This is a genomic window from Mycobacterium sp. E2462, from assembly GCF_001672685.1.
Classification (GTDB): domain Bacteria; phylum Actinomycetota; class Actinomycetes; order Mycobacteriales; family Mycobacteriaceae; genus Mycobacterium.
Genome location: NZ_LZKC01000446.1, coordinates 1 through 12,658, shown reverse-complemented (window position 1 = coordinate 12,658; position 12,658 = coordinate 1). Strand labels below are relative to the sequence as shown.

Annotated in this window: 14 protein-coding genes and 1 pseudogene; 6 read left to right on the top strand and 9 right to left on the bottom strand. The window is 72.4% G+C overall.

All coding sequences use genetic code 11. The annotated features are described in order from the left end of the window. Positions 1–5: 5 nt before the first annotated feature. Positions 6–743: an MFS transporter gene (locus A5714_RS23000; RefSeq protein WP_068289252.1), complete on the bottom strand. Its 738-nt coding sequence runs from the start codon at positions 741–743 to the stop codon at positions 6–8. Positions 744–746: 3 nt separating this feature from the next. On the opposite strand from A5714_RS23000, the pseudogene A5714_RS26775 reads away from it, so the two are divergent. After that, positions 747–995: pseudogene (locus tag A5714_RS26775) on the top strand (MFS transporter); the annotation flags it as partial. 24 nt (positions 996–1,019) lie between these two features. On the opposite strand, the gene A5714_RS27345 reads toward A5714_RS26775, so the two are convergent. Continuing rightward, positions 1,020–1,226 (bottom strand): hypothetical protein, encoded by a 207-nt coding sequence (locus tag A5714_RS27345; protein ID WP_068289245.1) that lies wholly within the window; start codon positions 1,224–1,226, stop codon positions 1,020–1,022. 66 nt (positions 1,227–1,292) lie between these two features. On the opposite strand from A5714_RS27345, the gene A5714_RS22985 reads away from it, so the two are divergent. The 4 genes from A5714_RS22985 (at position 1,293) to A5714_RS22970 (ending at position 6,631) form a co-directional block, all read left to right on the top strand. Next, positions 1,293–2,015 carry a phosphatidylserine decarboxylase gene (locus A5714_RS22985; RefSeq protein ID WP_082959927.1) on the top strand — a complete coding sequence of 241 codons (723 nt, stop codon included), beginning with the start codon at positions 1,293–1,295 and terminating at the stop codon, positions 2,013–2,015. After that, a complete protein-coding gene (pssA, locus tag A5714_RS22980; protein WP_068071039.1) occupies positions 2,012–2,878 on the top strand; it encodes a CDP-diacylglycerol--serine O-phosphatidyltransferase in 867 nt (288 codons plus the stop codon). The genes A5714_RS22985 and pssA overlap by 4 nt, the downstream gene beginning before the upstream one ends. Next, complete coding sequence (locus A5714_RS22975; protein ID WP_068289243.1) at positions 2,875–5,055, top strand: AAA family ATPase; 2,181 nt, start codon at positions 2,875–2,877, stop codon at positions 5,053–5,055. Before pssA ends, A5714_RS22975 begins: the two co-directional genes overlap by 4 nt. Positions 5,056–5,287: 232 nt before the next feature. Beyond that, the gene (locus tag A5714_RS22970; protein ID WP_068289239.1) at positions 5,288–6,631 is read left to right on the top strand and encodes an MFS transporter; all 1,344 of its coding nucleotides are present in this window, start codon (positions 5,288–5,290) and stop codon (positions 6,629–6,631) included. On the opposite strand, the gene A5714_RS22965 is transcribed toward A5714_RS22970, so the two are convergent. The 7 genes from A5714_RS22965 to A5714_RS22935 all read right to left on the bottom strand — a co-directional run bounded on the left by A5714_RS22965 (position 6,585) and on the right by A5714_RS22935 (position 11,934). Then, positions 6,585–7,394: an enoyl-CoA hydratase-related protein gene (locus A5714_RS22965; RefSeq protein ID WP_068289236.1), complete on the bottom strand. Its 810-nt coding sequence runs from the start codon at positions 7,392–7,394 to the stop codon at positions 6,585–6,587. The two genes, A5714_RS22970 and A5714_RS22965, sit on opposite strands and share 47 nt — an antisense overlap. Then, positions 7,391–8,413 (bottom strand): TIGR03617 family F420-dependent LLM class oxidoreductase, encoded by a 1,023-nt coding sequence (locus A5714_RS22960; protein ID WP_068289234.1) that lies wholly within the window; start codon positions 8,411–8,413, stop codon positions 7,391–7,393. The genes A5714_RS22965 and A5714_RS22960 overlap by 4 nt, the downstream gene beginning before the upstream one ends. 27 nt (positions 8,414–8,440) lie before the next feature. Further along, on the bottom strand, positions 8,441–9,085 hold the full coding sequence (locus A5714_RS22955) for an LON peptidase substrate-binding domain-containing protein (protein ID WP_068289231.1): 645 nt from the start codon (positions 9,083–9,085) through the stop codon (positions 8,441–8,443). Then, on the bottom strand, positions 9,085–10,248 hold the full coding sequence (locus tag A5714_RS22950) for a glutamate--cysteine ligase (RefSeq protein ID WP_068289228.1): 1,164 nt from the start codon (positions 10,246–10,248) through the stop codon (positions 9,085–9,087). Before A5714_RS22950 ends, A5714_RS22955 begins: the two co-directional genes overlap by 1 nt. Continuing rightward, entirely contained in the window at positions 10,229–10,942 is a 714-nt protein-coding gene (locus A5714_RS22945) for a superoxide dismutase family protein (RefSeq protein ID WP_068289225.1), read from the bottom strand. The genes A5714_RS22950 and A5714_RS22945 overlap by 20 nt, the downstream gene beginning before the upstream one ends. Positions 10,943–11,126: 184 nt before the next feature. After that, entirely contained in the window at positions 11,127–11,606 is a 480-nt protein-coding gene (locus A5714_RS22940; protein WP_068071024.1) for a LytR C-terminal domain-containing protein, read from the bottom strand. 19 nt (positions 11,607–11,625) lie between these two features. Then, positions 11,626–11,934 carry a DUF3263 domain-containing protein gene (locus A5714_RS22935; protein WP_003873790.1) on the bottom strand — a complete coding sequence of 103 codons (309 nt, stop codon included), beginning with the start codon at positions 11,932–11,934 and terminating at the stop codon, positions 11,626–11,628. Between the two features lie 202 nt (positions 11,935–12,136). Here A5714_RS22935 and A5714_RS22930 point away from each other — a divergent pair. After that, on the top strand, positions 12,137–12,658 hold a 522-nt coding region (locus A5714_RS22930), incomplete at its 3' end, for a peptide deformylase (RefSeq protein WP_068289324.1).

Here is a 12,658-nt window from a genome sequence, read left to right as displayed (position 1 = left end):
CCGCCTCAGCCGACCGTCGAGGCCGCGGCCTCGCGGTGAAACTCGTCGGCCGCGTCGAAGGCCCTGCTGCCGCGGATCGCGATGCCCGCGACGCACAGCATCACCGGGATCACCAGCAGCGCCGCCGACAGGCCGAACAGGCCCGAGAGCTGGCCGATCAACGGCGGCCCGAGCAGATAGCCGACCCAGCCGGTCGTGGCGACGATCGCGATGGCCGAACCGCCGCGGCCGGCGGGGTAGGCGGCGCTGAACGCGGTCGGCACCAGCAGCGCCACCCCGGCGCCCAGCAGCGCGAACCCCGCGACGCTGACGACCGGGTCGGCCACCGCCAGCGTCACGCCCATGCCCAGCGCGGCGAGCAGGGCCAGCGCCGGCAGCAGCCGCCGGCTGGGGATGCGGGAGTGCAGCCGTAGCGCGGCGAACCGGGTGATCACCATCGTCAGGGTGTAGGCCGCGTAGCTCAGCGCGGACAGTCCCGGCCCGGCGCCCACCACGTTGCGCAGGTAGTCCCCCGACCAGTCCCCGGCCGCGCCCTCGCAGATGAACGACGCGAACGACACGCCCGCCAGGATCGCGACCGTGGGGCTCAACCAGCCGCGCTTCGGGCGGTCCCGGGCCCGCTCGGGCTCGCGGTCGGGTAGCAGGGCGCCGGTGCACCCCTCCACCCCGCCCACGACGACGACGGCGAGCACCAGCAGTTGCGCCGCGCGAAGATCGGCGTCACCGTCACTTTCCTCGCTCACGCCATGGTGGCCTCGTCGTGGGTCGCCCACATTCCGCAGATCAAGGGCCACCTGGGCCTCTCCGACGCCGCGCTGGGGACGGCGTTGTTCGGCGCGCCGCTGGGCGCCGTCGCGGCCACCGTGGCGAGCCACTGGGCGCTGCCGCGATGGGGCAGCCGCCGTCTGGTCCGGCTCACGGTGATCGCTTACGCCGCGGCGTCGGTCACCATCGGGCTGGCCGGGTCCTGGGCGTCGCTGTTCGCTGCGCTGGTCGGGTGGGGCCTGTTTCAGGGTGGACTAGACGTGGCGATGAACACCCAGGCCGCGACGGTCGAGCGGCGCGCCGAACAACGCCGTCCCCAGCGCGGCGTCGGAGAGGCCCAGGTGGCCCTTGATCTGCGGAATGTGGGCGACCCACGACGAGGCCACCATGGCGTGAGCGAGGAAAGTGACGGTGACGCCGATCTTCGCGCGGCGCAGGCTCGCGGCTTCGGTCGGATGCATGGTGCTGGGCAGCGTTCCCGTTGCGGGCGCACACCAACCGGGTTCCGGTCTCCGTAAGATGGCCGCGTGGCAAAACGCCCCCGCACGGTCGGCCCCACCGCCGAGGAACCGACCTTCAGCCCCGCGCACGCGCTGGAACTGGTGCGATCGGCGATCCCACCCCTGCACCCGGCCGGGCGACCGTTCGTCGCGGCGGGCCTCGCCCTGGCCGTCACCGGCCGCAACCACCGGTGGGTGCGGCGGGCCGGCCTGCTCGCGGCGGGCGCGTGCGCGGGCTTCTTCCGCCACCCCCCGCGGGTGCCGCCGACCCGGCCCGGCGCGATCGTCGCCCCCGCCGACGGCGAGGTCTGCGTCATCGACTCGGCCGCCCCGCCCGCCGAGCTCGGCATGGGCGACGCGCCGCTGCCGCGGGTCAGCATCTTCCTGTCGCTGCTCGACGCCCACGTCCAGCGGGCGCCGGTCGGTGGCCAGGTCGTCGCGGTGCACCACCGGCCGGGCCGCTTCGGGTCCGCGGACCTGGCCGCCGCCAGCACCGAAAACGAGCGCACCAGCCTGCGGATCCGCACCGACGGCGGCGCCGACGTCGTCGCGGTGCAGGTCGCCGGCCTGCTGGCGCGGCGCATCATCTGCGACGCCCGCGTCGGCGAACGGCTGTCGATCGGTGACACCTACGGCCTCATCCGGTTCGGTTCCCGGCTGGACACCTACCTGCCGGCGGGCACGCAGCCGCGGGTGCGGGTGGGCCAGCGCGCCATCGCCGGCGAGACCTTGCTGGCCGAGCTGCCGTGATCAGCAAGCCGCGCGCCCGGCGCCCCCCGGTGAACCTGCAGATCCTGCCCAGCGCCATGACGGTGCTGTCCATCTGCGCCGGCCTGACCGCCATCAAGTTCGCGCTCGAGCACCAGCCGAAGGCCGCGATGGCGCTGATCGCCGCCGCCGCCATCCTCGACGGGCTCGACGGCCGGGTCGCCCGCATCCTGGACGCGCAGTCGCGGATGGGCGAGGAGATCGACTCGCTGGCCGACGCCGTGAACTTCGGGGTGACGCCGGCCATCGTCGTGTACCTGACGCTGTTCGCGCAGTCCCCGTCCGGGTGGATCGTGGTGCTGCTCTACGCGGTGTGCGTGGTGCTGCGGCTGGCCCGGTACAACGCGCTGCTCGACGACGGCACCCAGCCCGCCTACACGCACGAATTCTTCGTCGGCATGCCGGCGCCGGCGGGCGCGGTGTCGCTGATCGGGCTGATCGGGCTGAAGCTGCAGTTCGGCGACGGATGGTGGACGTCGCCGGTGTTCCTGTGCGTGTGGATCGCCGGCACGTCGGTGCTGCTGGTCAGCAAGATCCCGATGCGCAAGATGCACGCGGTCGCGGTGCCGCCGAGCTGGGCCGCCCCGCTGCTGGCGGCGTTGGCGATCTGCGCGGCCGCCGCCGTGCTGGCCCCCTACGTGTTGATCTGGGTGATCATCGTCGCCTACCTGTGCCACGTGCCGTTCGCGATCCGCAACCAGCGCTGGCTCGCCGCGCACCCCGAAGCGCTCGCCGACAAGCCCAAGCAGCGCCGCGCCGCCCGGCGCGCGACCCGGCGGGCCCAGCCGCACCGCCGGTCGGTCGCCCGCCTGGGGCTGCGCAAGCCGGGCGGCCGCCTGCCATGACCCGCCCGGGCGAGGACGCGGCCCGTCAGCTCACGCTCACCGCTCGGCTGAACACCTCGGCCGTCGACTCGCGCCGCGGCGTCGTCCGGTTGCACCCGAGCGCCGTCGCCGCGCTCGGCATCCGCGAATGGGACGCGGTAGCGCTGATCGGGTCGCGCACCACGGCGGCGGTGGTGGGGTTGGCCGGGCCGGACACCCCGGTCGGCACGGCGCTGCTCGACGACGTGACGCTGTCCAACGCCGGCCTGCGCGAGGGCACCGCGGTGATCGTCGGCGCGGTCACCGTCTACGGCGCCCGGTCGGTGACCCTGTCCGGCTCGGGGCTGGCGACGCAGTCGATCTCGCCGGTCACGCTGCGCCAGGCCCTGCTGGGCAAGGTCCTCACGGTCGGCGACGCGGTGTCCCTGCTGCCCCGCGATCTGGGGCCGGGCACGTCGACGTCCGCCGCCACCCGCGCGTTGGCCGCCGCGGTCGGCATCAGCTGGACCTCGGAGCTGCTGACGGTCACCGGGGTCGACCCGAGCGGGCCGGTCAGCGTGCAACCGAACTCGCTGGTGTCCTGGGGCGCGGGCGTGCCGGCCGGCGGTCAGGCGGCGCCCCGGGCGGCGGTGGAGGTGTCGAGTCCCGACACGGTCGTGGAGGAACTCAAGGGCTCGCAGCCGCAGGCCGCCAAGCTCACCGAATGGCTCAAGCTGGCCCTCGACGAGCCGCACCTGCTCAGGGCGTTGGGTGCGGGCGCGAACCTCGGCGTGCTGGTGTCCGGCCCGGCCGGCGTCGGGAAGGTGACGCTGGTGCGGGCGGTGTGCGCCGGCCGCCGGATGGTGACTCTGGACGGCCCGGAGATCGGCGCGCTGACCGCCGAGGACCGGCTCAAGGCCGTGGCCGGCGCGTCACGCGCGGTGCGCGACGGCGGCGGCGTCCTGCTGATCTCCGATGTGGACGCCCTGCTGCCGGCGACTGCGGAGCCGGTCGCCGCGCTGATCCTCGGCGAGCTGCGCACCGCCGTCGCCACCGAGGGTGTCGCGCTCGTCGCCACGTCGGCCCGCCCCGACCAGCTCGACGCCCGGCTGCGGGCGCCCGACCTGTGCGACCGGGAGCTCAGCCTGCCCCTGCCCGACGCCGGGACCCGCCGATCGCTGCTGGAAGCGCTGCTGAAATCGGTGCCGACCGGCGACCTCGACTTCGACGAAATCGCCAGCCGCACCCCCGCGTTCGTCGTCGCTGACCTGGCCGCGCTGGTGCGCGAGGCGGCGTTGCGCGCGGCGTCGCGGGCCAGCGCCGACGGCGAGCCGCCCCGACTCGACCAGGACGACCTGCTCGGCGCGTTAACCGTCATCCGGCCGCTGTCCCGCTCGGCAAGCGAGGAGGTGACCGTCGGCAACGTCACCCTCGACGACGTCGGCGACATGGCCGAGGCCCGGCAGGCGCTCACCGAGGCGGTGTTGTGGCCGCTGCAACATCCCGACACCTTCGCCCGGTTGGGCGTCGACCCGCCGCGCGGGGTGCTCCTGTACGGCCCGCCCGGGTGCGGCAAGACCTTCGTTGTGCGCGCCCTGGCCAGCACCGGGCAGCTGTCGGTGCACGCCGTCAAGGGCTCCGAGCTGATGGACAAGTGGGTCGGCAGCTCGGAACGGGCGGTGCGGGAACTGTTTCGGCGCGCGCGCGATTCCGCGCCGTCGTTGGTCTTCCTCGACGAGATCGACGCGCTGGCGCCGCGGCGCGGACAGAGCTTCGACTCGGGGGTGACCGACCGGGTGGTGGCCGCGCTGCTGACCGAGCTCGACGGCGTCAATCCGCTGCGCGACGTCGTCGTGCTGGGCGCCACCAACCGGCCCGAATTGATCGACCCCGCGCTGCTGCGCCCGGGACGCCTGGAACGGCTGGTGTTCGTCGAGCCGCCGGACGCCGCGGCGCGCCGCGACATCTTGCGCACCGCGGGCAAATCCGTTCCATTGAGCGACGACGTCGACCTCGACGAGGTGGCCGCCGGGCTCGACGGCTACAGCGCCGCGGACTGCGTCGCCTTGCTGCGCGAGGCCGCCCTGACCGCGATGCGCCGCTCCATCGACGCCACCGACGTGACGGCCGCCGATATCGCGGCGGCGCGCCAGGCCGTGCGTCCCTCGCTGGAGGCCGCGCAGGTGCAGTCGCTGCGGGCCTTCGCCCAAGCCCCGTAACGCGGCGGATCGCGACTGAACCGGCCGCCGCCCTCGCCTCGTAACCAGTGCGCATACCTCATGTCGAACGGTGTTGCCGACGCGCGCAAAGGAGTGAACGCATGGACGAACAGCGGCCCGCGGCGGCGCGGCCATGACCGCGACCCGACCCCTTCCCGGCGCCCCGGTCGCGCCTCCGCGAATCACACTGCCGCGCAATCGATTTCGCGATACCGCGCCGACGAGCCGGGTCATGCTGGTGGCGATCCTGGTGTCGATGGTCGCGTTCCTCGACAGCTCGGTGGTGAACCTGGCGCTGCCGGCGACGGAGCGCGACCTCGGCGGCGGCATGTGCCTGCAGCAGTGGGTGGTCGACGGCTACCTTCTGGCGCTCGCGGCGACGATCCTGCCGGGGGGCGCGATCTCCGACCGGTTCGGGCGGGTGCAGGTGATGCGGTTCGGACTGGTGGCGTTCGGGATCGGCTCGGCGTTGGCGGCGGCCGCGCTGTCACCGACCATGCTGATCGCCGCGCGGATGACCCAGGGCCTGGGCGCGGCCTTCCTGGTGCCCGGATCGCTGGCGCTGATCAACTCCACCTTCGACGCCTCCCGACGCTCCGCCGCCGTGGGGTGTTGGACCGCGTGGACCGGAACCGCTTTCGCGTTGGGTCCGTTGCTGGGCGGCGTGGCGGTCGACCTGCTGGGTTGGCGGTGGATCTACGTGTTGTCCGCGGTCCCGATGGTCGTCGGTTTCACGCTGACGTATTGGCTGCCGTCGCTGCCCCGCATCGCGCGGCCGGGCCACCTCGACGTCGCGGGGGCCGCGCTGTCGGCGTCGGGATTGGCCGCCACCGTGTATGCCCTCATCGAAGCGGGCCGGCACGGCTGGCATCCCCCGCTGGTCGCGTCGCTGCTGGGCGGCGTCGCCGCCTTGACGGCGTTCGCGGCCTGGCAGCGCCGGGCCGCCCATCCGTTGCTGCCGCTCGCGCTTTTCGCCAACCGCGACTTCCTTGCCGCGAACCTCACGACCGCGTTCGTCTACGCCGCGCTCACCATGGGGTCCCTCGCCATCTCGCTGTACACCCAGGAGGTGGCCCACTATTGCGCGACGGTCGCGGGCCTGGCGACATTGCCCACTCCCCTGATGTCGTTTCTGTTCGCCAGGCGGGTCGGAAACCTGGCCGCGCGAATCGGTGCCCGGCGCTTTCTGATCGCCGGTCCGCTGCTGGCCGGGCTCGGGCTGCTACTGATCCGACCGGCCGCGCACGGGTTCCACATCGTGACCCATCTGCTGCCCGGAACGCTGGTCGTGGCAATCGGTTTGGTGCTCACCAGCACACCGTTGGCCACCCTGAACCTGTCGTCCGTCGACCCGGCGAGCAGCGGCATCGCGGCGGCCGTCCAGAACGCGGTGGGCCGGACGTCGGCGCTGACGTCCGTCGCCTGCGTGGGGTTGATCGCGGCGGGCGCGCTCACCGAGGCCAGCTTCACCCGGCTGCTGCGCGACGCGGCGGCGCTGTTCTTCGTCGCCGCAACCCTCGCGGCGGTGCTCACGGCTCGGGCAGCGGCGCCCAGTCGCGCGACACCCGCGCGGTGAAGGACGGCGGCCGCCGCTCGAGGAACGCGGCCACCCCCTCGGCCGCGTCGGGGGTTCCCAGCACCCGGTGATGCAGCTGCGTTTCCAGCGCCGCAACGTCGCGCGGCGTGTAGGCGTTGATCGCGGTGTCCCACAGCAGCCGCTTGGTCAGCGCCGCCGACATCGGGGCCACGTTGACGGCGATGTCGCGGGCCATCCCCACCGCGTCGGCGAGCACCCGGGCCGCGGGCAGGGCCCGGTTGGCGATGCCGAGCCGCACGGCCTCCGCCCCGCCGAAAGTCCGGCCGGTCAGCAGGATGTCGGCGGCCACGCCGAGGTTGGTCAGCCGCGCCAGCGTCCAGTGCGCCATGCAGTCGGGCAGCACCCCGCGGCGGACCTGCACCACACCGTATTGGGCGTCCTCGGCGACGAGGCGCAGATCGGCCTGCAGGGCGATGGTGAGCCCGATGCCGATCGCGTGGCCGTTGACCGCGGCGATCACCGGCTTGCGCAGCTCGAAGGCGGCCGGGGCGATCGGCGACGCGGAGAAGCCCTCGGCCGCGGCGCCGAATGGGCTTGCGCCGCCGGAGAAGTCGGCACCGGCGCAGAACGCCGCGCCGGCACCGGTCAGGACGATGGCCCGCACGTCGTCGTCCTCGTCACAGTCACGGTAGGCCCGGCCCAGCGCCGCCCCCATGTCGGCGGTGTAGGCGTTGAGACGGTCGGGCCGGTTGAGGGTGAGCACCGCGACCCCGGCGTCGACCTCGACCGTCACCGCGCTCATCGTAGGGCCGGGGTGCGGTGCAAGGCACCGATCAGGTCCGCGACGTCCGCGGGCCGCGGGGTGTAACCCGGGAAGTAGCAACACACCTCGGCGGCATGGTCACCGAACCGCGCGGCGATCTGCCGCGCGCAATCCTCCGGGGTGCCGACGACTCCGATCCGCGACACCACCTCGTCGCCGACGAGCCGACGCATGTCGGCGAACCGGCCCTGCTTGGACAGCGCGTTGAGCTCGGGCTGGACGTCGGCCCAGCCCTCGACCTCGAGGACGGGCAGGTAGGCGGGCGTGGACCCGTAGAACGAAATCAGCGACGCCACACCGTCGATCGCGGCGGCCAGGTCGGCCTCGTCGCGGCCGACCGCGACCATGGCCGCGACGATGATCTGCAGGTCCTCTCGCGCGCGGCCCGCCCGCCGCAGGCCCTCGGCGACGGCCGGCAGCGTGCGTTCCTCGAAGTGGCGCGCGCTGTTGAACGGCATCACGAGCAGGCCGTCGGCCACTTCCGCGGCGGTGCGCGTCATCACCGGGCCCAGCGCACCCAGCAGCACCGGCGGCGGGCCGAACGGATTCGGCCCCGGGCTGAAGTTCGGCGCCATGATGGTGTGCGTGAAGAACTCGCCGCGAAAGTCCAAGCGGGACTGACCCTCCCACGCCGCGAAGATCGCCTTGATCGCCGCGACGGTCTCGGCCATCCGCGCCGCGGGCCGCTCCCACTTACTGCCGTAACGCTTTTCGATGTGGGCCCGCACCTGGGAGCCCAGGCCCAGCCGGAACCGGCCCTCGCTGACCAGTTGCAGGTCGTAGGCGGCGTGCGCCAGGTGCAACGGGCTGCGCGGCGGGGCGATGGCCACGTTGGTCATCAAGTCCAGACCGGTGGCGCCCGCCGCAACCAGCAGCGGGAAGAACACGTCGTGCTGGCCCTCGAAGGTGAACAGGCCGTCGGCGCCCGTCGCGGCGATGTCGGCGGCGCTGGCGGCCGCCCGCACCGGGGAACCGTTGACCTGCAAATGCACCTTCATGGGCTCACCCTAGCCGTCACCGGTCGGCTATTCGGAGAGCTGGAACTCCACCACCTCGGCGACGGCGTCCACGGCCTCGCTCAGCGCGGCCAGGCGCTCGGCGGCCGACGGCGCCGCCAGCACCGAGTAGCGATCCGCGGTGCCGATCGGAATGCGGGCGGCCAGGGTGAGCAGGCGGTCCCCGGCGTCACCGGACGTGTCGCCTCCCAACAGCACCTCACGGCTGGGCAGCGTCACCCCCCGCGCGTCCGCGATCCGCTCGAACAGCGCCATCGCCTTGTCTTCCACCTCGAGCACCTGGGCGCGGGACACCGGTTCGCCGGGCTGGTCGGGCCACACCGTCGCGTGCGCCCGCGGGTAGGGATCATCGGGTAGCCACTGCGACAACAGGATTCGCGCTCCCGTGCGGCAGCTGAGCGTATAGCGCCCGGCGCCCTCGTCGACGCACTCGACGATGCTGGCCAGCACCCCGACGTCGCAGCGGGCGTCACCGCCGCCGACCTCGCGGCCGCGCGAGATGAGCACCACACCGAAGGGCTCACCCGCCTCCAGGCAGTGCCGCACCAGGGCGCCGTAGCGCGGCTCGAAGATTCGCAGCGGGAGGTGCTGGCCCGGCAGGAACACCGACTCCAGCGGAAACATGGCCAGCGCAACGAATTCCGGGGCGGTCATCAGACGTCCAGCTCACCGACCAGGACGTCGACCACCGCGCGCAGGTCACCGTCGTGCTCCTCGGCGACGCGGCGCTGCCGCTGATACGACGCGCCGCGCCGGGGGATGTCGGCGACGGCGGCCAGCTCGTCGACGCAGTGCAGGCTCTTGGCCACCGGCTCGAGCCGGGTCAGCACGTCGTCGAGGTCCTCGGTCACCAACCGCTCGTTGCTCTCCGCGTCCAGGATGATGATGGCGTCCAGGCCGTAGCGGGCGGCGCGCCATTTGTTCTCCTGGGCGTGCCAGGGCGGCATGGTCGGCAGCGACTCGTCGGCCTCCAGCCTGCGGTCCAGATCGACGATGAGGCAATGGGTTAACGCGACCAGGGCGCCCAGCTCGCGCAGGTTGGACACCCCGTCGAAGATTCGCACCTCGAGCGTCCCCAGGTGCGGCGACGGTCGGATGTCCCAGCGCACCTCGTCGACGTGGTCGATGATGCCGGTCTTCTTCTGGTCGTAGACGAAGCCTTCGAATTCTTTCCAGGTCTGGAAGTGGAACGGCAGCCCGGCGGTGGGCAGCTGCTGGAACATCATGGCCCGGTTGCTGGCGTACCCGGTGTCCTCGCCGCCCCACCACGGCGACGAGGCGGACAGCGCCAGCAGGTGCGGATAGTAGTTGAGCAGCGACGTCATGATCGGCATCACCTTGTGCGGCGAGGAGATTCCCACGTGCACGTGCACGCCCCAGATCAGCATCTGCCGGCCCCACCACTGGGTGCGTTTGATGAGTTCGGCGTAGCGGGCGCCGTCGGTGAGTTCCTGGGCCGACCAGCGGGCGAACGGGTGGGTGCCGGCGCAGAACAGCTCCATGCCGCGGTCGCGGACGATCCGGCGGGCCGGCCCGAGCGTGCCGCGCAGGTCCTCGATCGCTTGCGGCGCGCTGTCACAGATGCCGGTGACCACCTCGACGGTGTTGCGTAGCAATTCCTTGTGTACGCGCGGGTTTTCACCGATCTCGTCGATCACCGCCGTGGCTTCGTTGCTCAGGTCGCGGGTCTGCGCGTCCACGAGTGCGAACTCCCACTCGACGCCGATGGTCGGCCGCGGCGAGCGGGCGAAGTCGATGCGCGCCTCGCCGCGGGTGGCGGCACTGGTCGGGGCTTGGCTAGCCGGCACCGATGACACCGCACGCCACCCGCTTGCCGGCGTCACCGGCGCTCATCGCCATCTGGTCCGACGTCGGCGTCCCGCTGCTGGGCGGCATGCTGGGCTGGTCTTTCGCTCCGGCGTGGATCACGATCGCCGTCTTCTCGCCGCTGAGCAGGTCCTGCTCGGTGAAGGCGTCGGTGGTGGTGACCAGCGTCCCCGACCCGTCTTTGCGCACCTGCAGCACCGACAGGTCCCCGCTGGCCGGCTCGCCGGTGCGCCCGCCGACCTGCAGGTGGTCACCGGCCGAGAGGAAGTCGCCCGGGGCGCCGCCCGTCGGCGCCACCGAGTTGGGTTCGCACTTGCCCACCCGGTGGATGTGCACGTCGTGGAAGCCGGGGGCCAGCACGCCGTTGGCCGTCGTCTCGATGGTGACGGTGGCGTAGCCGTTGTTGAACACGAACGTCGCGGTCGCGATCTCGGTGCCGTCGGGACCCTTGAGGTGAGTGGTGATGTTGGGCGCCGACGATGGGGCGGCGGCCGCCGGGTTCTCGGCGGACTTTGCCGACGACGGCTCGGGCGACCCCGTCCACACCGCGGGCGTGGTGCCCGGCACGGACGACGCGTGCTGGGGAGACGAGCACGCGCCGAGCAGGGCGGCGCCGGCCAGGATCAGCGGGGGCAGCGCGGACGGGCGGGCGACGGCGTGGCGGAGACCGGCGAGCTGAGGCATGCCCAAAAGCCTAGCGTGGCGACGATGCGCGCCGGCATGGCGCGCGGAGGAGCCGCGCCATCGGACCTAGCGTGGCGACGATGCGCGCCGGCATGGCGCGCGCAGGAGCCGCGCCATCGGACCTAGCGTGGCGACGATGCGCGCCGGCATGGCGCGCGCAGGAGCCGCGCCGCACGCCCTGCGGCTAGCCCGCGACGAGGACGATGACGCCCGGCGGTTCGCTGTTGAGCGCGGGAATCCGCGGCTCGACGGGGGCGCCGAGGTTCTTGCCGACGGCGTCCGCGGTGGCGTGCTCGTCGCCGGTGTCGGTGTAGTACACCGTCGTCGCCGACACGTCGGGCACGGTCAGGTTGTCCACCTTGGTCACCTTGAACCCGGCCGACGTCAGCTGGTCCTTCGTCTTGGCGGCAACGCCCTCTTTCGAGGAGATGTTGTAAACCTGCACGTCGGCCTGGTTGCCCGCCGGCTTGTTGCTCGGCGAGGTGGGCGACGCGCTCACACTGCTCGTGGCGCTGGACGCGGGCGACGCCGTGTCGTCGTCGGCGTTCCCGGAGGAGCCCACGGCCTGCCAGCCGAGAAGCAGGAAGATGACGCCCAGGAACAACAGCACCATCACCATGGCCCGCAGGGGCAATCCCGTGGAGTCGGGTACGCGCTCTTTCATCGAGCCCTACTGTAACGAGTCAGGTCACCTCGAAGCCGAGGCGCCGCGCCGCCCGCGCCTTCTGACGGCTGGCGCGCAGCCGGCGCAGCCGTTTCACCAGCATCGGGTCGGCGGCCAGCGCCTCGGGCCGATCGACGAGCGCGTTGAGCACTTGGTAGTACCGCGTCGCCGACATCGAGAACAGTTCCTTGATGGCGTCTTCCTTCACGCCCGCGAATTTCCACCACTGTCGTTCGAAGGCGAGGATGTCGTGTTCGCGGCGTGTGAGGCCATCTGCGATCTCGGCATCGTCCCCCGATCGATTTGCCCGCGCCATGGCGCTGTCCATATCGCTACCCCTGGACCCTTTCGGCGAATTGCGAACTGCTCGAATGACTTGACTTAGCTAAGCGCGTGTTTCGGCGATCATTGAAACACGGCCCAAACCCTCAAGCCGTCATCCAGACCCGCGAGTCGGCCGATTGGCGAGAGATTGCCCGCGCCGGATCGCCCGGCCTCCGGGCGCAGGGCGTGCGGTACTTTAGCCGACCATGGCAGTGGTACCGATCCGCATCGTGGGAGACCCCGTGTTGCACACCCCGACGACGCCGGTAGCCGTCGGCGCCGACGGTGCGTTGCCGCCCGAGCTGCCCGGTCTGATCACCGACCTGTACGACACCATGGACGCCGCGCACGGCGTCGGCCTGGCGGCCAACCAAATCGGGGTTGCGTTGCGGGTGTTCGTCTACGACTGCGCCGACGACCGCGGCCAGACCCAGCGGCGCCGGGGCGTGGTGATCAACCCGGTGCTGGAGACCTCCGAAATCCCGGAAACCATGCCGGATCCGGACAATGACGACGAGGGTTGCCTATCGGTCCCCGGCGAATCCTTCCCCACCGGTCGCGCGCAGTGGGCCCGGGTGACCGGGCTCGACGCCGACGGCAGCGCGATCACGCTGGAGGGCACCGGGCTGTTCGCGCGGATGCTGCAGCACGAGACCGGGCACCTCGACGGCTTTCTCTACCTGGACCGCCTGATCGGGCGGCACGCCCGCGGCGCGAAGCGGGCCGTG